General features: G+C 72.8%; 4 protein-coding genes. 1 reads left to right on the forward strand and 3 read right to left on the reverse strand.

Annotation, left to right across the window (positions count from 1 at the left end; translation table 11 throughout):
• Both AB0C28_RS43570 and AB0C28_RS43575 read right to left on the reverse strand, forming a co-directional pair.
• The coding region (locus AB0C28_RS43570; protein WP_358081674.1) for an amino acid adenylation domain-containing protein at nucleotides 1–7,613 on the reverse strand (7,613 nt) is incomplete at its 3' end.
• On the reverse strand, nucleotides 7,613–20,398 hold the full coding sequence (locus AB0C28_RS43575; protein WP_358081677.1) for an amino acid adenylation domain-containing protein: 12,786 nt from the start codon (nucleotides 20,396–20,398) through the stop codon (nucleotides 7,613–7,615). The genes AB0C28_RS43575 and AB0C28_RS43570, both read right to left, overlap by 1 nt.
• Nucleotides 20,399–20,752: 354 nt before the next feature.
• On the opposite strand from AB0C28_RS43575, the gene AB0C28_RS43580 reads away from it, so the two are divergent.
• Nucleotides 20,753–21,916 (forward strand): cytochrome P450, encoded by a 1,164-nt coding sequence (locus AB0C28_RS43580; RefSeq protein WP_358081680.1) that lies wholly within the window; start codon nucleotides 20,753–20,755, stop codon nucleotides 21,914–21,916.
• 30 nt (nucleotides 21,917–21,946) lie between these two features.
• Here AB0C28_RS43580 and AB0C28_RS43585 read toward each other — a convergent pair whose 3' ends face one another.
• Nucleotides 21,947–22,915: a TauD/TfdA family dioxygenase gene (locus AB0C28_RS43585; RefSeq protein ID WP_357861425.1), complete on the reverse strand. Its 969-nt coding sequence runs from the start codon at nucleotides 22,913–22,915 to the stop codon at nucleotides 21,947–21,949.
• Nucleotides 22,916–22,941 lie beyond the last annotated feature (26 nt).

Genomic DNA, 22,941 nt, shown 5'->3' on the forward strand with positions numbered 1-22,941 from the left:
CCATCCGCCCCCACCACCGCCACCGCACCCGGCGACCGCACCACCTGCCCCTCAAACAACTCCACCAACGACCCCGCCGACACCCCCACACCCGTCTCATTCCACCCCTCCACCACCTGACGCCACTCACCCTCACCCATCACCTCAACCCCACTCACCCGCACCGCAGGCTGAGTGGTCACCACGTCGAGCACCCGCGCCAACCGCGCCACCAGCAACTCGGCTGTCCGCCGGTCGAACAGGTCGGCCGCCGCCACCAGCGACCCCCGCAGCCCGCCCGCCCCCGGCACCTCCACCACCGTGAAGTCCAGGTCGAACTTGGCCGCCGTCGTCCCCGGCGAGATCCCCTCGGCGTGCACCCCCGGCAGGCTCAGCGTCGCCTCGGCGTTGTTCTGAACCTTGAACATCACCTGGAACAGGGGATGCCGCGCCATCGACCGCGCCGGCGCCAGCTCCTCCACCAGCCGCTCGAACGGCACGTCCTGGTGGTCGAACGCCTCCAGGCTCCGCTCCCGCACCCGTGCCAGCAGCTCGCGGAACGTCGGGTCCCCCGACAGGTCCGTCCGGACGACGAGCGTGTTGATGAAGAAGCCGACGAGGTCGTTCAGCGCCTCGTCGTTCCGCCCGGCGGTCGCCGCTCCCATCGGGAGGTCGGTCCCGGCGCCGAGCCGCGACAGCAGCACGGCGAGCGCGGCCTGCACCACCATGTACGTGGTGACGCCCTCCAGCCGCGCCAGCTCGGCGAGCCGGGCGTGCACCTCGGCCGGCACCTCGATCGGCACCAGGTGCCCCCGGTGCGAGGCCGTCTCCGGCCTGGGCCGGTCGAAGGGCAGCTCCAGCTCCTCAGGCGCTCCGGCCAGCGCCGCGCGCCAGTACGCGACCTGCCCGGAGATCAGGCTGTCCGGATCGTTCTCGTCGCCGAGCGACTTCCGCTGCCAGAGCGTGTAGTCGGCGTACTGCACGGGCAGCGGCTCCCACTCCGGGATCGTGCCGGCCACCCTGGCGCGGTACGCGGCGGCGAGGTCGGCGGCCAGCGGCCCCATCGAGGCCCCGTCCGCGGCGATGTGGTGGACCACGACCACCAGCGCGTGCTCGTCCGGCGTCACCGTGAACAGGCAGGCCCTGATCGGCGCCTCGGCCGCCAGGTCGAAGGCGTACGCCGCCGCCTCGGCGACCGCGCCGGGCAGCTCGGCGGCGGTGACGCCGGCCGTCCCCAGCTCCCAGCCGAGCTCGTCGGCCGCGAGGATCCGCTGGCAGGGCTCCCCGCCGGCGACGGGGTAGATCGTGCGCAGCACTTCGTGCCGCCCGATCACGTCCAGGAACGCCGCGTTCAGCGCCGCCGCGTCCACCCCTCCCGACAGCGACAGCGACACGGGGATGTTGTACGTCGGGCTCGGCCCTTCGAGCTGGCCGATGAACCAGAGCCGCTGCTGCGCGTACGACAGGGGCACTCGCTCGGGCCGGTCCATCCGCGCCAGCCCCTCGCGGGCACTGCCGGCGCCGGCCAGCCGGGCGGCGAGCCGCTCGACCGTGGACGCCTCGAACAGGTCCTTCAGCGGCACCTCGACGCCGAGCGCGGCCCGGATCCTGCTGACCAGTCGCACCGCCAGCAGCGAGTGCCCGCCGAGCCGGAAGAAGTCGTCATCGACCCCGACGCTCTCCAGCCCCAGCACCTCGGCGAACGCCTCGCACAGCGCGGCCTCCTCGTGGGTGCCGGGCGGCCGGCCGGAGCCGGCGGTGTACGCGGGAGCAGGCAGCGCCTTGCGGTCGAGCTTGCCGTTGACCGACACGGGCAACGACTCCAGCACGACCACGGCCGACGGCACCATGTACTCCGGCAACCGCTCACCGGCGAAGCGCCGTACCGTCTCCTCGATCCCGGCCCGGTCACCGGCCGGAACCACGTAGGCGACCAGCCGCACGTCCCCCGGCACGTCCTCCCGAGGCACCACCGCCACCTGCCCCACCTCGGGACAGTCGGCCAGGACCAGGCCGACCTCGCTCGGCTCGACCCGGAACCCGCGGATCTTCACCTGGTCGTCGGCCCGCCCGGCGAAGAGCAACTCGCCGTCGGCCGTCCAGCTCACCCGGTCGCCGGTCCGATACATCCGCTCGCCCACTTCGAATGGGCACGCCACGAAGCGCTCGGCCGTCAGTCCGGGACGGCCGGTGTAGCCGCGGGTCACCTGGATCCCGGCGATGTGCAGCTCTCCGACGACGCCGGGCGGCACCGGCCGGAGGAACTCGTCCAGCACGTACGTCCGCGTGTTGGCCACCGGCCGCCCGATCGGCACCGAGGACCCGTCCCAGCCGGGCGGGCACCGCCACGCGGTGACCTCGATCGACGCCTCGGTGGGCCCGTAGTAGTTCTCCAGCCCGACCCCGCCCAGCACCTCGGTGAAGCGCCGCGTCGCGTGCACCGGCAGCGCCTCACCCGAACACGCCACCCACCGCAGCCCGCCGCACTGCGCAGCAACCGGCTCGGCGAGGAACGCCTCCAGCATCGATGGGACGAAGTGGGCCACATCCACCCGCTCACGGCGGATCAACTCAGCCAGATAAGCCGCGTCACGATGCCCGCCGGGCCGGGCCAGGACCAGCACGCCACCCCACAGCAGCGGCCAGAAGAACTCCCACACCGACACGTCGAACCCGAACGACGTCTTCTGCAACACCCGGGTCCCCTGCGGCAGCCGCAGCCGCTCCTGCATCCAGGCCAGCCGGTTCACCACACCCGCATGAGGCACGACGACACCCTTGGGCCGCCCCGTCGAACCCGACGTGAACATCACATAAGCCGCATTCGCGCCGGTCGGCACGCCGCCACGCTCCACGGCGGTCAACGCCTGGCCGGGCTGGGCCGCCAGCTCCGCCCGTACCGCCGGATCGTCCAGCACGACCCGCGCGATCCCGCCGGGCAGCCGCACGCCGGACGAGGTGATCACGCACACCGCGCCGGCCTGCTCCACCAGGTACGCCATCCGTTCGGCCGGATAGTCGGGATCCACCGGCAGATAGGCGGCCCCGGCCTTCAGCACGGCCAGCAGCGCCACCACCAGATCGACGCCGCGTTCCAGCGACACCCCGACCACGGACTCCACCCCGGCGCCACGGGCCACGAGCAGGCGCGCGAGCCGGTTCGCCCGCGCGTCCAGCTCGGCGAAGGTCAGCTCCGTCCCGTCGCCCACCACCGCCGTCGCGTCTGGAAGCGCGGCCGCCCGGGCCTCGAACAGCTCCGCCAGCGTGCCGGCCGGCCGGTCCGCGGCGGTGTCGTTCCACTGCTCCAGCACCCGGTGCCGCTCATCGGCGTCCAGTACGTCCACGTCGCCCAGCCGGGTGCCGGGTTCGGCGGTCAGCGCGTCGAGCACCCGCAGCCACCGCGCCACCAACTGCTCGGCCGTCTCGCGGTCGAACAGGTCGGCGGCGGCCCGCAGCGTGCCGCGCAGCCCCGGCGTCTCGCCCTGAGGGCCGGCGAGCTCGGTCAGGCTCAGCTCCATGTCGAACTTGGCCGGCGGCTCGTGCACCGGCAGCTCGGAGACCCGCACGCCGGGCAGCCGCAGCGCGGCCTCGCCGGTGTTCTGCAGGGTGAGCAGCACCTGGAACAGCGGATGCCGGGCCATCGACCGCGCCGGCGCCAGCTCCTCGACCAGCCGCTCGAACGGCACGTCCTGGTGGTCGAAGGCGGCCACACTCGACTCGCGCACCCGGCCCAGCAGCTCGCGGAACGTCGGATTGCCGGACAGATCGGTGCGCAGGACGAGCGTGTTGACGAAGAAGCCGACGAGGTCGTCCAGCGCCTCGTCCATGCGTCCCGCGTTCGGCGACCCGATCGGGACGTCGGTGCCGGCGCCGAGCCGCGACAGCAGCACCGCCAGCGCGGCCTGCACCACCATGAACGTCGTGACGCCCTCGGCCCGCGCCACCTCGGCCAGCCGCGCGTGCGTCCCGGCCGGGACCTCGACGGGGACGGTGTGCCCCCGGTAGGAGGGCACGGCCGGGCGCGGCCGGTCCACCGGGAGCGCCAGCTCCTCCGGCGCGCCGGCCAGCGCGTCGCGCCAGTGACGGAGCTGCCGGGCGATCACGCTGTCCTCGTCCTGGTCCTCGCCCAGCAGGTCCCGCTGCCAGAGCGCGTAGTCGGCGTACTGCACCGGCAGCGGCTCCCAGTCCGGCGCCCGCCCGTCGCGGCGGGCCGCGTACGCCGCCGACAGGTCCCGCGCGAGCAGGCCCATCGACCAGCCGTCACCGGCGATGTGGTGCACGACCACGACCAGCACGTGCTCGTCCGCCGCTGCCGAGAACAACCACGCCCGCACCGGCACTTCAGCCGACAGATCGAACGCGTGCCCCACGGCCGCACCGACCGCCGCGTCCAGCTCCTGCGGCGCCACCTCGACCGCCGCCAGCTCCCACTCCAGCTCGGCCGACGGCACCACCCGCTGGTACGGCTCCCCGTCCACCTCGGGAAAGACCGTCCGCAGCACCTCGTGCCGCTCGATCACGTCCCGCAACGCCGCCTCCAGCGCCACGGGATCGACCCCGGCGGACAGGCGGAGCACGGCGGGCACGTTGTAGGTGGCGCTCGGCCCTTCGAGCCGGCCGATGAACCAGAGCCGCTGCTGCGCGAACGACAGCGGCACCCGTTCCGGCCGCTCCACCACGCGCAGCGCCTTGCGCGCCGCCCCCGCCTCGCCGATCCGGGCCGCCAGCGCCGCCACCGTCGGCGTCTCGAACAGCCAGCGCAGCGGCACCTCCGTGCCCAGCTCCGCCCGGATCCGGCTGATCATGCGCACGGCCAGCAGCGAGTGGCCGCCCAGCCGGAAGAAGTCGTCGTCCACGCCCACGCTCACGCCGTCCAGCCCCAGCACGTCGGCGAAGGCGCGGCACAGGAGCTCCTCCAGCGGCGTGGCCGCGGCCCGGCCCCGGCTCGGCTCCTCCTGGTCCAGAGCCGGCAGGGCGGCACGGTCCACCTCGCCGTCCGGGGTCAGCGGCAGCGCGTCGAGCACGACCACCGCCGCGGGCATCAGGTGCCTGGGCAGCCGGTCGGCGGCGTGGCGGTGCAGCAGGCGGGGCCGTACGTCCGTGCCCGCGACGTAGGCCACCAGGCGGACGTCACCGGAGGCGTCCTGACGGGCGACCACCGCGGCCCGCGACACCTGCGGGTGCGCCGCCAGCACCGACTCCACCTCGCCCGGTTCGACCCGGAACCCACCGATCCGCACCTGGTCGTCGGTCCGGCCGAGGTGTTCCAGGCTTCCACCGGCGGTCCAGCGGACGAGGTCGCCGCTGCGGTACATACGGGCGCCCGGCTCGTACGGGCAGGCCACGAACCGCTCCGCCGTCAGACCCGGCTTGCCCACGTAACCGCGTGCCACCTGGGCACCCGCGAGATACAACTCACCCGGCACACCGGGCGGCACCGGCCGCAGGCGCTCGTCCAGCACGTACACCCGGCAGTTCGCGACCGGCCGCCCGTCCCGGACACACTCCTCCATCCCGCCCGCCCCCCGGTACGCAGGCCCTCCCTCGACCGCCGCCCCGGACACCAGTTGCGCCCACAGACCCGCCATGGGCGCTTGGGGTGCCCACACGACCTGATTCGCCAGCGCGGCATGCGTCACCACCACAGCCTTGGGGCCGGGCTCGTAGAGCACAGACGCCGCCTGCTCCGGGGCCGGCACGTGCTCCGGCCGGGCGGGAGTAACCTCCGCCGGCCGCCGCTCGGTCTCAGGGGCGTCGAGCACGAGCAGCCGCACCGGCCCCTCAGCCGGCCGCCGCTCCGCTTCCAGGTCGTCGAGCGCGAGCGGCTGCGCCGATCGCCCCGGGAGCTTCGCCGCGAGGTCGGCGCTGGTGAGCGCCAGCGCGGCGCGGCTGTCGGCCAGCATGAAGGCGATCCGCCCCGTCGGGTCCGCGGGGTCGATCGGCAGGCAGGCCGCCCCCGCCTGCCACACCGCCAGCGCCGCGACGACCGCCTCGGCTCCGGGCTCCAGGCACACGCCCACCACCGACTCGGGGCCGACGCCCTCGCTCACCAGCACCCGCGCCAGCCGGCCGGCCCGCTCCCGCACCTCCGCATACGACATCACGCCACCGGCCCAACGCACCGCCGCCGCGTCGGGCGTCCTGACCGCCTGCGCCTCGAACGCCGCCACCACCGAAGCACCGGTGCCGCCGACAGCATCGCCGCCGATCTCGCCGCCGGTGCCAGCACTGGTGCCGGTCTCGCTGCCGGTGCTGGTGCCGATGCCGTTCCACTCCGCCAGCACCCGCCGCCGTTCCGCAGCGTCGAGGAGTTCCACCTCGCTCAGCCGTACCGACGGCTCGGCGGTCACCGCCGACAGCACCCGCACCAGCCGCGACACCAGCAGCTCGGCCGAGGAGCGGTCGAACAGGTCGGCGGCGGCCAGCATGCGCCCGCGCAGCCCGGCCGGCGCGCCGTTCGTGTCGAAGACCTCGCCGGCCAGCACCTCGATGTCGAGCTTGGCCGCCGAGTCACCGGGCGGCAGCTCCTCGGCGCGCACGCCGGGCAGCCGCAGCGACGCCTCGCCGGTGTTCTGCGGGTTCAGCATGACCTGGAACACCGGGTGCCGGGCCATCGACCGCGTCTGTGCCAGCTCCTCCACCAGCCGCTCGAACGGCACGTCCTGGTGGTCGAAGGCCGCCAGGGTGGCCTCGCGTACCCGGTCGAGCAGGTCGCGGAACGTCGGATCCCCCGACAGGTCGGCCCTCACCACCAGCGTGTTGACGAAGCAGCCGACCAGGTCCTCCAGCGCCTCGTCGGTACGCCCGGCGTTGGCCAGCCCGAGCGGCAGGTCCGTCCCCGCTCCCAGGCGCGACAGCAGCACCGCCAGCGCGGACTGAACCACCATGAACGTGGTCACGCCCTCGGCCCTGGCCAGCTCCACCGCGCGGGCGTGCACCCCGGCCGGCACCTCGACCGGCACGCTGTGACTCCGGTAGGAGGGCATCGCCGGGCGCGGCCGATCCGCCGGCAGCGCCAGCTCCTCCGGCGCCCCGGCCAGCGCGTCCCGCCAGTAGGCCAACTGCTCCGACAGCACGCTCTCCGGGTCCCGTTCGTCACCCAGGAGTTCCCGCTGCCACAGCGCATAGTCCGCGTACTGCACCGGCAGCGGCTCCCACTCAGGAGCCCGCCCCTCGCAACGGGCCGCATACGCCGCCGAGACATCCCGCCCCAGCGGCCCCAAAGACCACAAGTCGCCCGCGATGTGGTGCACGACCACGACCAGCACGTGCTCGTCCGGCGCCACCGAGAACAGCCACGCCCGCACCGGCACCTCGGCCGACAGATCGAACGCGTGCCCCACGGCCGCACCGATCGCCGCGTCCAGTTCCTCGGGTGCCACTTCGGCCGTCGTCAGCGCCCAGTCCAGCTCGGCCACCGGCAGCACGTGCTGGTGGGGCTCGCCGTTCACGGTGGGGAAGACCGTGCGCAGCACCTCGTGCCGGCCGATCACGTCCCGCAGTGCCGCGTCCAGCGCCGCCCGGTCGACCTCGCCCGACAGGCGCTGGGCGATCCGGATGTTGTAGATCGCGCTCGGGCCTTCCACCTGCGCGATGAACCAGAGCCGCCGCTGCGCGAATGACAACGGAATCATCAGGAACCCTCCCGGGTACGCATCGGCCGTAGCGCCGGTCTGGCCGGCTTCCTGTCTCCGAGCTGTCGTGCCAGCTGGGCCACCGTCCGCGCGGTGAAGAGCGTGCGCAGCGGCACCTCGACGCCGAGCGCGGTCCGCACCCGGCCGGCCAGCCGCACCGCCAGCAGCGAGTGGCCGCCCAGCGCGAAGAAGTCGTCGTCGACCCCGACCTCGGGCAGCCCGAGCACCTGGGCGAACAGCTCGCACAGGGTCTCCTCGCGGACGCCGGCCGGCTTGCGCCCGCCGCCCGCCCGGTACGCGGGCGCGGGCAGCGCCTTGCGGTCGAGCTTGCCGCTGGTGGTCACGGGCAGCGCGGCCAGCGTCACGACGGCGGCTGGCACCATGTGCGCCGGCAACCGCTCGGCCGCGAACGCCCGCACCGCCTCACCCAGTCCCACATCCTCGGTCTCCCGTCCGTCGTCCTTCTCCGGGACGATGTAGGCGACCAGGGACTTCGTACCCGGGACGTCCTCTCGCGCGATCACCGCCGCCTGGAACACCCCGGGATGGGCGGCCACCACCGCCTGCACCTCTCCCGGCTCGATCCGGAAGCCCCGGATCTTCACCTGGTCGTCGCCACGTCCGGCGAACACCAGCCGCCCGTCCTCCGTCCACCGCACCCGGTCCCCGGTCCGGTACATCCGTCCGCCCTCCGGGCCGAAGGGGTCGGCCAGGAAGCGCTCGGCGCTCAGCCCGGGGCGGCCGGCGTACCCGCGCGCGACCTGCGCGCCGGCCAGGTACAGCTCCCCGGCCACGCCCGGCGGCACCGGGCGCAACCGGTCGTCCAGGACATAGGCCCGGGTGTTCACGTTGGGCCGGCCGATCGACACCTCACCCCCGGAGTCCCCGGGGTCCCGGGAGTCCCCGGACATCGGCTCGTCCGTCATCGCGGAGCAGACCGTCACCTCGGTCGGGCCGTAGGCGTTCACCAGCCGGCGCCCCGGGCCCCAGCGCGCCACCAGCTCAGGCCCCAGCGCCTCGCCGCCGGCCACCAACGTCCGTACGCCGGCCAGGTCGGAGGGCGTCAGCACGCTCAGCGACGAGGGCGGCACCAGCGCGTGACTCACGCGGAGCCGGGCCACCACCTCGGCCAGGCCGGCGCCAGGCAGCAGGTCGTGGGCGTCGGCCACCACCAGGCAGCCGCCCGACCACAACGCCACCAGCACCTCCCAGCAGGCGGCGTCGAAGCCCGGCGAGGCCAGTTGCAGCACCCGGTCTCCGGCGCCCACCTGCCATCCCCCCGCCGTCAGCAGGTTGACCGCGCCTTCGTGGGTGACCATCACCCCCTTCGGCCGCCCGGTGGAGCCGGAGGTGTAGATCACGTACGCCAGGCAGCCCGGCACCAGTCGCCCGGCACGCTCACGGGCGCTCAACCGCTCGCCGGACAGCCCGCCCAGCTCCGTCACGACCGCCGGATCGTCGACCACCACCTGCCGCACGCCGCCGAGCCCGCGCCCGGCCTGCGCCGAGGAGGTCACCACCAGCGCCGCGTCCGCGTCGGCCAGGGAGAACGCGATCCGGTCCGCCGGATACACGGGGTCGAGCGGCAGGAACGCGGCGCCCGCCTTCAGCACGCCCAGCACCGCGACGACCCACTCCACCCCTCGCCCCAGCACGAGGCCGACCGTCGACTCCACCGCCACGCCCCGGCCGATCAGCAGCCTGGCCAGCCGGTTCGCCCGTTCGTCCAGCTCCGCGTACGACAGCTCCGCCTCGCCCGAGGCCACCGCGACCGCGGCGGGCGACCGGGAGACCTGCGCCTCGAAGAGCTCGACCAGCGTCGCGGGCGCCACCTCCGCCGCCGCGCCGTTCCACTCCGTGAGCATCCGGCGGCACTCGGCCGTGTCGAGCACGGACACGGAGTGCAGGGGCTGATCCGGCTCCTCGTCGAGGGCCGATTCCAGCGCGGTCACCAGGCTCTCCGCCGCCGTCCGCACCAGCGCGGCCACGGCATGGGCGTCGATCGGCGCGACGGCGTCCACCGCCAGCCTGATGGCGTCGCCGTCGTCGTCCGCGAGCAGCGCGAGCGGGTAGTTCGTGCGCTCGTGCGCGTACACGAGACGTACGCCCTCCATCGACTCGTCCCAGCGCGCGCCGAGATCCTGCCCGGTGTTGCGCCGGTAGTTGAGGATGGCGGTGAACAGCGGCGTGTCCCCCGTCACCCCGCTCGCCTGCTGCGCCAGGGTGAGCGGCGCGTGTTCGTGCTCCAGCAGCTCCCCGAGCTGGGAACGCATCTCGAACACGGCGTCGCGGGCGCCGATCGCGCCCGTGCGCACACGTACCGGAAGGGTGTTGATGAACGGGCCGGGCACACGGTCGGCGCCCAGGCCCGCGTTCATCCGCCCGAACAGCACGGTGCCGAAGACCACGTCGTCCCGGCCGGAGACCACCGCGATCACCCGCGCCCAGAGCACGTGCAGCACCGTCGCCGGGCTGACGCCGAGGCGGCGCGACACCTCGCGCAGGCGGCCGACCAGCTCCGGCGCCGCCTCGATCGGCGCGCGCACGACGCCGGCGCCGTCGCCACGCACGTCCACCACGCCGTACGGGGCGGTCGGCTCCTCGACGTCGCCGAGCAACGCGCCGAAGTACCGCTCGTGCTCGGACCGCCGCACCCCGCCACGGGCCTGCGCCACGAAGTCGCGGAACGGCAGCGGCTCGGGCAGCTCGTCCCCGCGTCCGGTCATGATGGCGAGGATCTCCGCGAGCAGCACCTCCAGCGCGGTGCCGTCGCGCACCATGTGGTGGGCGCGCACCAGGACCAGCCAGCGCTCGCTGCCCGGCTCGGCCGCGAGGTGCGTGTCGAGCAGCGGCGGCCGGCCCAGGTCCATGATCCGGCCGCCGGCCGCGACCAGCTCGGCCACCGGATCCGCGCCGCGCGGGTCGAGCACCACCTGCTCGACCGGCAGCGCGGCCCGGCGCCACACCACCTGGACCGGCTCGCGCAGCCCTTCCCACACGTACGAGGTGCGGTAGATGTCGTGCCTGGCCACCACCTGCCGCAACGCGTCGAGGAAGGCGTCGAGCCGCTGCCGCGAGTCGAACCGCAGCACGGCCGGCATCACGTACGCGTCGTCGCCGCCGCCGGCGAGCAGGTGGTGGAAGAGCAGCCCTTCCTGGAGCGGCGCGAGCGGGTAGACGTCGGCGACGTTGGCCGCCCCGCCTTCGACCGTGGCGACGATCCGGTCGATCTCCTCGGTGGTCAGCTCCACCAGCGGCAGCATCTCGGGGGTGATCTCGGTGGCGCCGGGCGGGATGAGGTTGGGCGGCGGCGTGACGCGGTCGATGCCCGCCGATCCGGCGAGCGCCGCCACCGTCGGCGTGTCGAACAACGTCCGCACCGACACCGAGACGCCCCGGCCGCGCAGCAGCTCCACGAGGCGGACGGCGAGCAGCGAGTGGCCGCCCAGCTCGAAGAAGTCGTCGTCGACCCCGACCGCGGGCAGCCCGAGCACCTCGGCGAACGCGGCGCACAGCGCCTCCTCGCGGGGGCTGGACGGGCCGCGACCGGCTCCCGTGGCGGCGGCGTGGTCGGGCGCGGGCAGGGCGTGGCGGTCCAGCTTGCCGTTGGCGGTCAGCGGCAGCGACTCCAGCACCACCCAGGCCGACGGCACCATGTGGTCCGGCAGCCGCTCGGCCGCGAAGGCGCGCACCACCGACGGCAGTTCGCCCGCGCCCTCCTGATCGACCGGCACCAGGTATCCGACCAGCCGCACGTCACCCGGGGCCGCCTCGCGGGCCACCACCGCGACCTGGTCCACGCCCCGGCACCTGGCCAGCACGGCGCCGACCTCGCCCGGCTCCACCCGGAAGCCGCGGATCTTGACCTGGTCGTCCACCCGCCCGGCGAAGACCAGCTCACCGCCGGGCGTCCAGCGGGCCCGGTCGCCGGTGCGGTACATGCGTCCGCCGCCGAAGGGGCAGGCCACGAACCGTTCGGCGGTCAGTCCCGGACGCCCGAGGTAGCCGCGGGCCAGTTGCGCGCCGGCGACGTAGAGTTCCCCGGTCACGTTCGCGGGCACCGGCGCCAGGTGCTCGTCCAGCACGTACAGGCGGGTGTTCGCGACCGGCGTCCCGACCGGCACCTCGCCGCCGGCCCGCAGGCGGGTGGTCGCGACGCCGATGGTGGTCTCAGTGGGGCCGTAGTGGTTGAACACCGCGCAGCCGCGCCGCTCCGCCGCCGCGAGCAGGTCTTCCACCCAGCCCGGCGCCGCCGCCTCCCCGCCCAGCACCAGCGCGCGAGCGGGCAGCAGCGGCTCCGGCTCGCCGAGCGCCGCCAGGTGGGAGGGCACCATCTTCAGGTAGTCCACGCTCAGGTCGCGCAGCGCCGCCGGGTCGGTGGCGGCGTCCTCCGGCACGATGTGCAGCCGCCCGCCCCTGGTCAGGGCCGCGAAGAGCACCGTGTTGCCCAGGTCGGTCGCCTGGCCCTGCACCAGCGCGTACCGGCCGTCCGCCATGCCCAGCCGTTCCGGCACCGAGGCGACGTAGTTGGCCAGCGCGGCCTGGGTGACCACGACCCCCTTCGGCCGGCCGGTCGAGCCGGAGGTGTAGATGACGTACGCGGCCTGCCCGCCGTGCATCGCCCGCTCGGGCCTGGTGGCGGGCGCCATGTCGAGGCGCATCCTCGCGAACGGGTCGTCGAGGGTGAGCATGCGGCTCGGGCCCGCGGGCAGCTCCTCGGCCAGCTCCGCACTGGTGACCGTGAGCACGGCGCGGCTGTCGGCCAGCATGAACGCGATCCGCTCCACCGGCTGGCGCGGATCGATCGGCACGTACGCCGCCCCGGCCTTCCACACGCCCAGCAACGCCGCGACGAGGTCGGCGCCCCGCTCCAGGCACACGCCCACCACGGACTCGGGCCCGACGCCCTCGCCGATCAGGACCTGGGCCAGGCGGTTCGCCCGCTCGTCCAGCTCGGCGTACGAGACCTCGATCCCGTCGGCCACCACCGCGACCGCGCCGGGATCCTGCGCCTCGAACCGCTCCAGTACCGGGACGTGAAGCCCGTCCGCCGCCGTGTCGTTCCACTGCTCCAGGACCAGCCGCCGGTCGGCCTCGTCGAGGGTGTCCACACCGCTCAGCGGCAGCTCCTCGCCGCCGTCGAGGGCCTGTTCGAGCGCGGTCACCAGGTTGGCGGCGGCGGTGCGGACCATCAGGCCGACGCCGCGGGCGTCGATCGGGCCGACCGCGTCCACGGCCACCGACGTGCTGTCGCCGTCATCGTCGATCAGGACGACGAGGGGGTAGTTGGTGCGCTCGCGCACGGACAGCAGCCGGACGCCGTCCATCTTCCCGTCCACTCCGGCGCCGGTGTTGTGCCGATAATTCAGGAACGAGGTGAACAGCGGCGCGTCGCCCGCGATCCCGCTGGCCTGCTGGGCCAGGGTGAGTGACGCGTGCTCGTGCTCCAGCAGCTCGGCGAGCTGGCCGCGCATGGCCGACACCGCCGCCAGCACGCCCAGCTCGCCCGTACGCAGTCGTACCGGCAGCGTGTTCATGAACGGGCCCGGCACCCGATCCGCGCCGGTCCCGGCGTTCATCCGGCCGAACAGCACCGTGCCGAACACCACGTCAGGGCGGCTCGACGCGGTGGCGAGCACCCGCGCCCAGGCCACGTGCAGCACCGTCGCCGGGCTCACCCCGAGCCGCCTGGCCACCTCACGCAACCGCCCGTGCAGCCCGGTCCCGAACGGGACCACTTCGTGCACGGTGTCGGCACCGTCGCCACGCACGTCCACCAGCCCGAACGGCGCCGTCGGCTCCTGGACGTCGCCCAGCAGCCGCGCGAAGTACCGCGAGTGCTCGGCGTCCTCGACTCCTCCGCGCGCCTGGGCCACGAAGTTCCGGAACGGCAGCGGCTCGGGCAGGTCGGCTCCCTGCCCGGCGAGGAACGCGGCCACCTCGGCGAGCAGCACCTCCAGGGCGGTGTGGTCCCTGACCACGTGGTGCATGCGGACGAGGGCCAGCCACCGGTCATCGCCGGGGACGGCCGCGAGGTGCACGTCCATCAGCGGCGCCCGGTGCAGGTCCATCGCCGAGCCGGCCAGCTCGACCAGGGCGCCGGCGGGGTCGGCGCAGTCCGGAGCCAGCGTCACTTCCTCGACCGGCAGCACGGCGTGCCGCCGCACCACCTGCACCGGCTCCCGCAGCCCCGACCACACCAGGGAGGTGCGGTAGATGTCGTGCCGGTCGACCACCCGCTGCAACGCCTCGGCGAACCGCTCCGCCCGCTGCCGCGAGTCGAACTCCAGCACGGCGCGCAGCACGTACGCATCCTCGCCGCCGTCGGCCAGCAGGTGGTGGAAGAGCAGCCCTTCCTGGAGGGGCGCGAGGGGGTAGATGTCGGCCACGTCGGCCGCGCCGCCTTCGACCGTGGCGACGATCCGGTCGATCTCCTCGGCGGTCAGGTCCACCAGCGGCAGCAGGTCCGGGGTGATCTCGGTCGCGCCGGGCGGGATCAGGTTCGGCGGGACCTCCACCTGCCGGGGCCCGGCCGCGGCGGCCAGCCCGGCCACCGTCGGCGTCTCGAACAAGGCCCGCACCGACACCGGCACACCCCGCGACCGCAGCCGCTCCACCAGCCGGATCACCAGTAGCGAGTGGCCGCCGAGCCGGAAGAAGTCGTCGTCCACGCCGACGCTGTCCAGGCCCAGGACTTCGGCGAACGCGGCGCACAGCAGTTCCTCGCGGGCGTCGGCCGGGGCGCGTCCGGCTCCTGTCGTGTACTGGGGGGTGGGGAGGGCTTTGCGGTCGAGCTTGCCGTTCACCGTCACCGGCAACTGCTCCAGTACGACCACGGCCGACGGCACCATGTACTCCGGCAACCGCTCGCCGGCGAAGTGCCGCACGGCCTCCTCGATTCCGGCCCGCTCGCCGAGCGGGACGACATAGGCGACCAATCGCACCTCTCCCGGCACGTCCTCCCTGGGCACCACCGCCACCTGCCCCACTCCAGGACACGCGGCCAACATCTCGGTCACCTCACCCGGCTCGACCCGGAAACCCCGGATCTTCACCTGATCGTCGGCCCGCCCGGCGAACAACAACTCACCCTCCGCGTTCCAGCTCACGCGGTCGCCGGTCCGATACATGCGCTCGCCCACCTCGAACGGGCAGGCTACGAACCGCTCGGCGCTCAACTCGGCACGGCCCACATAGCCGCGAGCCAACTGGATTCCCGCCACGTACAGCTCGCCGACCACACCCGGTGGCACCGGCGACAACGACTCATCCAGCACATACGCCCGGGTATTGGCCACCGGCCGCCCGATCGGCACCGACGACCCCTCCCAGCCAGGCGAGCACCGCCAAGCCGTCACATCGACCGACGCCTCGGTAGGGCCGTAATAGTTCTCCAGCCCAACCCCGCCCAGCACTTCGAAGAACCGCCGCGTCAGGTGCGTCGGTAGCGCCTCGCCGGAACACACCACCCACCGCAAGCCATCGCAATCGGCAGCGGCCGGCTCAGCCAGGAAAACCTCCAGCATCGACGGCACAAAATGCGCCACATCCACCCGTTCGCGACGGATCAGCTCTGCCAGATAGGCCGCATCACGATGCCCACCCGGCCGGGCCAACACCAGCACGCCACCCCACAGCAGCGGCCAGAAGAACTCCCACACCGACACGTCAAAACCGAACGACGTCTTCTGCAACACCCGGGTCCCCAGCGGCATCCCCAACCGCTCCTGCATCCAGGCCAGCCGATTCACCACACCCGCATGAGGCACCACCACCCCCTTCGGCCGCCCCGTCGAACCCGACGTGAACATCACATAAGCCGCAGCCGACCCCGGGACCACCACTCCCAGCCGCTGACCCGACAGACCCACCGCGTCATCGGGATCCACCACCTCCACACCACCGAAGTCAGCCCTGGCCACCAACCACCGCGCTCCCGCATCCGTCACCATCACGGCCACACGATCAACCGGCAAACCCGGATCCACCGGCAGATAAGCGGCCCCCGTCTTCAAGACCGCCAGCAACGCGACAACCAGATCAACCCCACGCTCCAAACACACCCCCACCACCGACTCCGCCCCGACACCACGCCCCACCAGCAACCGAGCCAGCCGATTCGCCCGTACATCCAGCTCAGCGAAGGTCCACTCCACCCCGTCACCCACCACCGCCACCGCGTCAGGAACCGCAGCCACCCGCGCCTCGAACAACCCTGCCAACGACTCCGCAGGCACCTCCGCACCCGTGTCGTTCCACTCCTCCACCACCAGCCGCCGCCCGGCCTCATCGAGCACGTCCACCCCGCTCAACGGCAGCTCATGCCCACCATCCAAGGCCACTTCGAGCGCGCTCACCAGGTTGCCGGCGGCGGTGCGGACCATCAGACCGACGCTCCTGGCATCGACCGGCGCGACCGCGTCCACGCCCACCGACATGCTGTCGCCGTCGTCGTCGATCAGCACGCCGAGCGGGTAGTTGGTGCGCTCACGCACCAGCAGCAGCCGTGCCCCGTCCAGCCCCGCGTCCACGCCGGCGCCGGTGTTGTGCCGGTAGTTGAGGAACGAGGTGAACAGCGGCACACCGCCCGCCACCCCACAGGCCTGCTGAGCCACGGTGAGCGGCGCGTGCTCGTGCTCCAGCAGCTCGGCCAGCTGACCGCGCATGGCCGACACCGCCGACAACACGCCCAGCTCGCCCGTACGCACCCGTACCGGCAGCGTGTTCATGAACGGCCCCGGCACCCGATCCGCGCCGGTCCCGGCGTTCATCCGGCCGAACAGCACCGTCCCGAACACCACGTCGCGCCGACCTGAGACAGCCGCCAGCACCCGCGCCCACGCCACGTGCAGCACCGTCGCCGGGCTCACCCCGAGCCGCCTGGCCACCTCCCGCAACCGCCCGTGCAGCTCAGCCCCGAACGGCACCACCTCGTGCACGGAGTCGGCGCCGTCGCCACGCACGTCCACCAGCCCGAACGGCGCCGTCGGCTCCGCCACGTCCCCCAGCAGTTCGGCGAAATAGCGTCCGTGCTCGACGTCCAGGTGCCGTGACTGCGCCACGAAGTTCCGGAACGGCAGCGGCTCGGCCAGCTCGGCTCCCCGATCGGCCAGGAACGCCCTCACCTCGGCGAACAGCACCTCCAACGCCGTGTGATCGCGCACCATGTGATGCATGCGGATGAGGACCAGCCACCGGTCATCTTCGGGGGCCGCCGCGAGGTGCACGTCCATCAGCGGCGCCCGGTGCAGGTCCATCACCGAGCCGGCCAGCTCCACCAGCGCGCCGGCGGGATCGGCACAGTCCGCTGCCGGCACCGTCTCTCGCACCGGCAGCACGGCCTGTCGCCACACCACCTGCACCGGCTCCGGCAGCCCGGCCCAGACGATGGAGGTGCGGTAGATGTCGTGCCGATCCACCACCCGCTGCAACGCCTCGACGAACCGCTCCACCCGGTCCCGCGAGTCGAACTCCAGCACCGCCGGCGTCACGTAGACGTCCGTACCGCCGTCGGCCAGCAGGTGGTGGAAGAGCAGCCCTTCCTGGAGCGGCGCGAGCGGGTAGACGTCGGCCACGTTCGCCGCGCCGCCCTCGACCGTGGCGACGACCCGCCCGATCTCCTCGGCGGTCAGCTCCACCAACGGCAACATCTCCGGCGTGATCTCGGTCGCGTCGGCGGGGATCAGGTTGCCGGGCACGTCGGTCTGCCCGGTGCTCACCGACGCGGCCAGGCCCGCCGGGGTGGGGGTGTCGAACAGGGCGCGTACCGAGACGGAGACGCCGCGCGAGCGCAGGACCTCGACGAGCCGGATCACCAGCAGGGAGTGGCCGCCGAGTCGGTAGAAGTCGTCGTCGGCGCTCACGCTCTCCAAGCCGAGCACGTCGGCGAAGGCGGCACAGACGATCTCCTCGCGCGCGTTGGCGGGGGCACGACCGGTCCCGGCGGCGTATCGGGGGGCGGGGAGCGCCTTGCGGTCGAGCTTGCCGTTCACCGTCACCGGCAACTGCTCCAGCACCACCACGGCCGACGGCACCATGTACTCCGGCAACCGCCCCGCCGCGAAGCTCCGCACCTCCTCCGCGAGCCGCGCGCCGTCCCCATCAGGAACCACGTAGGCGACCAGTCGCACCTCTCCAGGCACGTCCTCCCGCGCCACCACCGCCACCTGCCCCACCCCAGGACAAGCGGCCAGCACCTCAGTGACCTCACCAGGCTCCACCCGGAAACCCCGGATCTTCACCTGATCGTCAGCCCGACCGGCGAACAACAACTCGCCCTCGGCGTTCCAGCTCACGCGGTCGCCGGTCCGATACATCCGCTCGCCCACCTCGAACGGGCACGCCACGAACCGCTCAGCACTCAACCCGGCACGACCCACGTAACCGCGAGCCAACTGGAGTCCCGCCACGTACAGTTCGCCGACTACACCCGGCGGCACCGGCGACAACGACTCATCCAGCACATACGCCCGCGTATTAGCCACCGGCCGCCCAATCGGCACCGACGACCCCTCCCAGCCCGGGGAACACCGCCAAGCCGTCACATCGACCGACGCCTCGGTTGGGCCGTAGTAGTTCTCCAGTCCCACCCCGCCCAGCACCTCGAAGAACCGCCGCATCACATGGAGCGGCAACGCCTCACCCGAACACACCACCCACCGCAAACCCCCACAACCAGCAGCGGCCGGCTCAGCCAGGAAAACCTCCAGCATCGACGGCACAAAATGCGCCACATCCACCCGCTCACGGCGAATCAACTCCGCCAGATAGGCGGCATCCCGATGCCCACCCGGCCGCGCCAACACCAGCACCCCGCCCCACAGCAACGGCCAGAAGAACTCCCACACCGACACGTCAAAACCGAACGACGTCTTCTGCAACACCCGCTCACCCGGCGACAACCCCAACCGGGCCTGCATCCAGACCAGCCGATTCACCACACCCGCATGCGGCACCACCACCCCCTTCGGCCGCCCCGTCGAACCCGACGTGAACATCACATAAGCCGCATCCAACCCCGAAACAGCCACCCCCAGCCGCTCACCCGACAAACCCACCGCGTCATCGAGATGCACCACCTCCACACCACCGAAGTCAGCCCCGGCCCCAGCCACCACCCAGCACGCCCCGGCGTCCGCCACCATCACCGCCGCCCGATCCGCCGGCAGCTCCGGATCCACCGGCAGATAGGCCGCCCCCGCCTTCAACACCCCCAGCAACGCGACGACCAGATCAACCCCACGCTCCAAACACACCCCCACCACCGACCCCATCCCGACACCCCGACGAGCCAGCAGTCGAGCCAGCCGATTCGCCCGCGCGTCCAACTCGGCGAACGACACCTCCACCCCGTCGCCCACCACCGCCACAGCTCCAGGCGACCGCGCGACCCGCGCCTCGAACAACCCTGCCAACGACTCCGCAGGCACCTCCGCAGCCGTGTCGTTCCACTCCTCGACCACCAGCCGCCGTTCCTCGGCGTCGAGGATCTCCAGCCCCCCGACGCGGTCCTCGCCGGTGGCCATCGCCAGCCACCGCAGCACGCTCAGGTATCGGCGCGACACGTCACCGGCCGCGTTCAGGTCGTGCAGATCCGGGTTCACGTCCACGTTGACCTGCAGCCCCGACCGCTCGTAGAGGTCGATCCGCACCCCGTTGACGCTGCCGGTGGACAGGTTGTGCGCGGTGACGGCGCAGTCGCCGAAGCGCAGGTCGTAGTCGAACGCCATGACGTTCACCAGCAGCCCGCACAGCTCGCCCTCGGCGATCCGCAGGTCGGTGTGCAGGTCCTCGTAGCGGTAGCGCTGGTGCCGCAGGCCCTCCCTGATCGCCTGGGAGGTCTGGCGGAGCAGGCCGGCGATCGTGGTGGTGCCGGGGTCGACGGTGAGGCGCAGCGGCAGGATGTTGGAGGTCATGCCGGGGACCGTCATCTCGCGCTTGCCGGTACGGGCGCGTACGGGGATGCCGACGACGACGTCGCGTTCCCCGGTCATCCGGTGCTGGTAGAGGGCGGCGGCGGCGATGGCCAGGCCGGCCAGGCTGGTGCGCAGGCGGCGCGCGGCGGCCTTGAGATCGGCGGCCTCCTCCTGGCCGACGGCGTCGGTGTGCCGGAGCGGGGCGTGCTGGGCGCGGCGGAGCCGGTTCGAGCCGCCGGCCGTCACGATCGGGAGGTCGGCGAGCCGGTCGAGCCAGTACCGGCGGTCCTGCTCCAGGTCGGCGGACTCGCGGTAGGCGCGGTCGGCGTCGAACAGCACCGACACGGGTGCGATGGCCCCGTCCTCGACGGAGCGTCCTTCGAGGAGCGCGGTGTAGAGCTCGGCGGCGCGGGTGGCGATGAGCATGCCGCCCTGGCCGTCCATGGCGCAGTGGTGCACCCACGTGTACCAGTAGGTCAGGTCGTCGGCGAGCTTGATGAGCGCGCTGCCGTACAGCGCGCCGCCGTCGAGGTCGACGGCCTGGCGCAGGTCGGCGCGCATCCAGGCGTCGGCGGCGGCACGCGGGTCGGGTTCGGCGCTGACGTCCACGACGGGCACCGGGTAGTCGGCCGCGTCGTGCACGTACTGCAGGGGGACGCCGTCGACGACGCGGAAGCGCAGGCGGAACGTCTCGACCTCGTCGGCCCGGCGGCGGGCGGCGCGTTCCAGCAGCTCCAGGTCCACCTCGCCGTGGATCTCCATGTACTCGGCGACGCGGAAACTCCAGTTGCCGGGCGCGAAGCGCTGGGCGTACCACATGGCGAGCTGGCCGGACATCAGTTCGTGGAGTTCGCCGTGAGCTGCAGCCATTCCCGAGCACCCCAATTCGTTCGACACGCCTGCTGGACGGGCGGCGCCGAGTCCAAACCTTCTCCGGCCGGAAATCCGGTCACGGGCGCGAGCGCAAAACCGGCCTTCAATGCGATTGATGCGGGATTTACGCGCCGACCACTATGTCCCAGGGCCGAGTTCGGGATCAATGGTGGCGTTCAACTGCTCCGCCGCCGCAGTTGCACGCCCGCGAGCAGGGATAAAGGCGCGCTTGACGGGCCGAGAAAGGCCCTGACACGGTAAGGCGTCCCGCGTTCCGCCGGGCGCGGGAAAGGATGAAGAATGTGAGGCACCGGCATGCCGGAAATGTCAGCGCCGCCGCATATCGATTTGGTGGATCCCGCACTCTACTCACACGGTGACCCGTTCGCGCAATGGCGTTGGCTGCGTGCGAACGCGCCGGTGCACTGGCAGCCGCCGGCCGAGTTGCCCGGATTCTGGTCGCTGACGCGTTATGACGACGTGCGCACGGCGTACCGGGACGCGGAGACGTTCAGCTCCGCGCAGGGCATCCTGCTGCGTCCGAAGGAGCACGGCGCCGACCCGGGAGGCGGGCGGACGCTGGCGCTGACCGATCCGCCGCGGCACCGCCGGCTGCGGGCGCTGGTGGACGAGTGGTTCGCGGTCCGCTCGATCCGGGCGCTTGAGCCGGAGCTGCGCGAGATCACCCGCGGCGTGGTGGACCGCGCGCTCGACCGCGGGACCGTCGACTTCGTCGCCGACGTCGCGGCCCGGGTCCCGCTGTACGTGATCTGCCAGATGATGGGCGTCCCCGAGACGGACTGGGAGCGCCTGTACGAGCTGACCAGCCAGGCGTTCGGCGGCGGCGACCCGCTCACCCGCAGGTTCGCCCACCTGGAGATCCTCGGCTACTTCGAGACCTTGCACGCGGCGAAGGCCGCGGACCCCGGCGACGACCTGGTGAGCGTGCTGGCCACGGCGGAGGTGGACGGCGAGCGGCTCAGCCCGGACGACGTCATCCTCAACTGCGACAACCTGCTGGTGGGCGGCACCGAGAACACGCGCATCGCGGCGGCGGGCGGCATGCTCGCCTTCCTTGAGCGCCCCGGCCAGTGGCAGGCGCTCGCGACGGACCGGGACCTGCTGCCGTCCGCGGTGGAGGAGGTGCTGCGGTGGACGTCCACCGCGACGCACATCATGCGCACCGCGGTCCGGCCGGTCGAGATCCACGGCCGGACCATCGAGGCCGGCGACAAGGTGGTGTTCTGGCTGCCGTCGGCCAACAGGGACGAGCGCGTCTTCGACGACCCGGACGTGTTCGACGTGCGGCGGCAGCCGAACCGGCACCTGGCGCTGGGCTTCGGCGAGCACTTCTGCCTCGGCAGCGTGCTGGCCAGGGCCGAGCTGCGGCTGCTGTACGGCGAGCTGCTCGGCCGGGAGGTGCGCGTCGAGGCGGACGGCGAGCCCGAGCTGCTGGACTCGATCGTGGTCAACGGGCCCGGGCGGCTGCCCGTGGTGCTGAAGCGGGCCGGCTGAAGCAGGCGCCGGCAACTCTTAGGGGACGGCTCAGTCCGACATGGCGACCAGGACGCGGCGGTCACCGGTATAGGGGCGGCGGCCGTGCCCGACGGCGACGTTGTCGATGACCATGAGGTCGCCCTGCTTCCAGTCGACGTCCACGGCCAGCTCCAGCCCCCGATCGTGCACGTGCAGGACGTACTCGTCAGGGATGGGGCTGCCGTCGGCGAGCGTCACCGACTGCGGCAGCTCCTCGGGCGGCAGGATCTGGGCCAGCTCGCGGGCGATGTCGTCGCCGAGCGCGGCCGGGTGGAAGTGGTCGGCCTGGTTGAACCAGACCTCCTCGCCGGTGACCGGGTGCCTGATCCAGGCGGGCCGGACGGGGCTCACCATGCGCAGGCCACCGTCGGACGTCCAGTTCCAGGTGAATTGTCCCTCGTCGAGGAACGCCTCGACCTGCTTCCTGTCGTCGGTCTCGAACGTCTGCTTCCAGCTGCGGCCCAGGCCGAACCCGTCGTGCAGATTCTGCGCGTAGCGGATGCCGCCGGCGAAGGCGTCCCGTACCTTCTCGTCGAGCGACGCGAGCCAGAGCGTGCCGTCCACGACGGGCGTGGCGCCGCCGGAGCCCGGGGTCGTGGCGCAGTAGAACAGCAGCCGGCTGGGCCACTTGTGGCTGTAGGACAGCTCGTTGTGCATCGCGATGGTCTGCTCGCTCGGGTACTCGGTGGAGGTGTAGACGTTCCCCGCGGCCACCTTGGTCCGCGGCGACGTGCCGTGCGTGTACGCCAGCCGGTTCGGCAGCAGCAGGCCCATGACCTCGTCCAGCTCCTGCTCGCCCACCTCGAAGTCGCGGAAGACCACGACCTTGGCCCTGGTGAGCAGGTCACCGAAGTCCCCCGCCGCCGCCAGCGCGCGGCGCAGCCCCTCCGCGCCCCGCTCGGGGCCGTCGGGCCGGACCTCGGCCGGCTTCCAGTCGTTGTGCGCACTCATGAAGAAGACCTCATCTCCGCGGCTCATGGTCGGCCACATCCCGGGCGAGTATG

Source organism: Nonomuraea sp. NPDC048892, from assembly GCF_040649735.1.
GTDB lineage: Bacteria > Actinomycetota > Actinomycetes > Streptosporangiales > Streptosporangiaceae > Nonomuraea > Nonomuraea maheshkhaliensis.

Bases quoted from the DNA above. Each gene is read 5' to 3' on its own strand.
- AB0C28_RS43585 (WP_357861425.1), bottom strand. From the start codon at position 22,915: ATGAGCCGCGGAGATGAGGTCTTCTTCATGAGTGCGCACAACGACTGG.
- AB0C28_RS43575 (WP_358081677.1), bottom strand. From the start codon at position 20,398: ATGGCTGCAGCTCACGGCGAACTCCACGAACTGATGTCCGGCCAGCTC.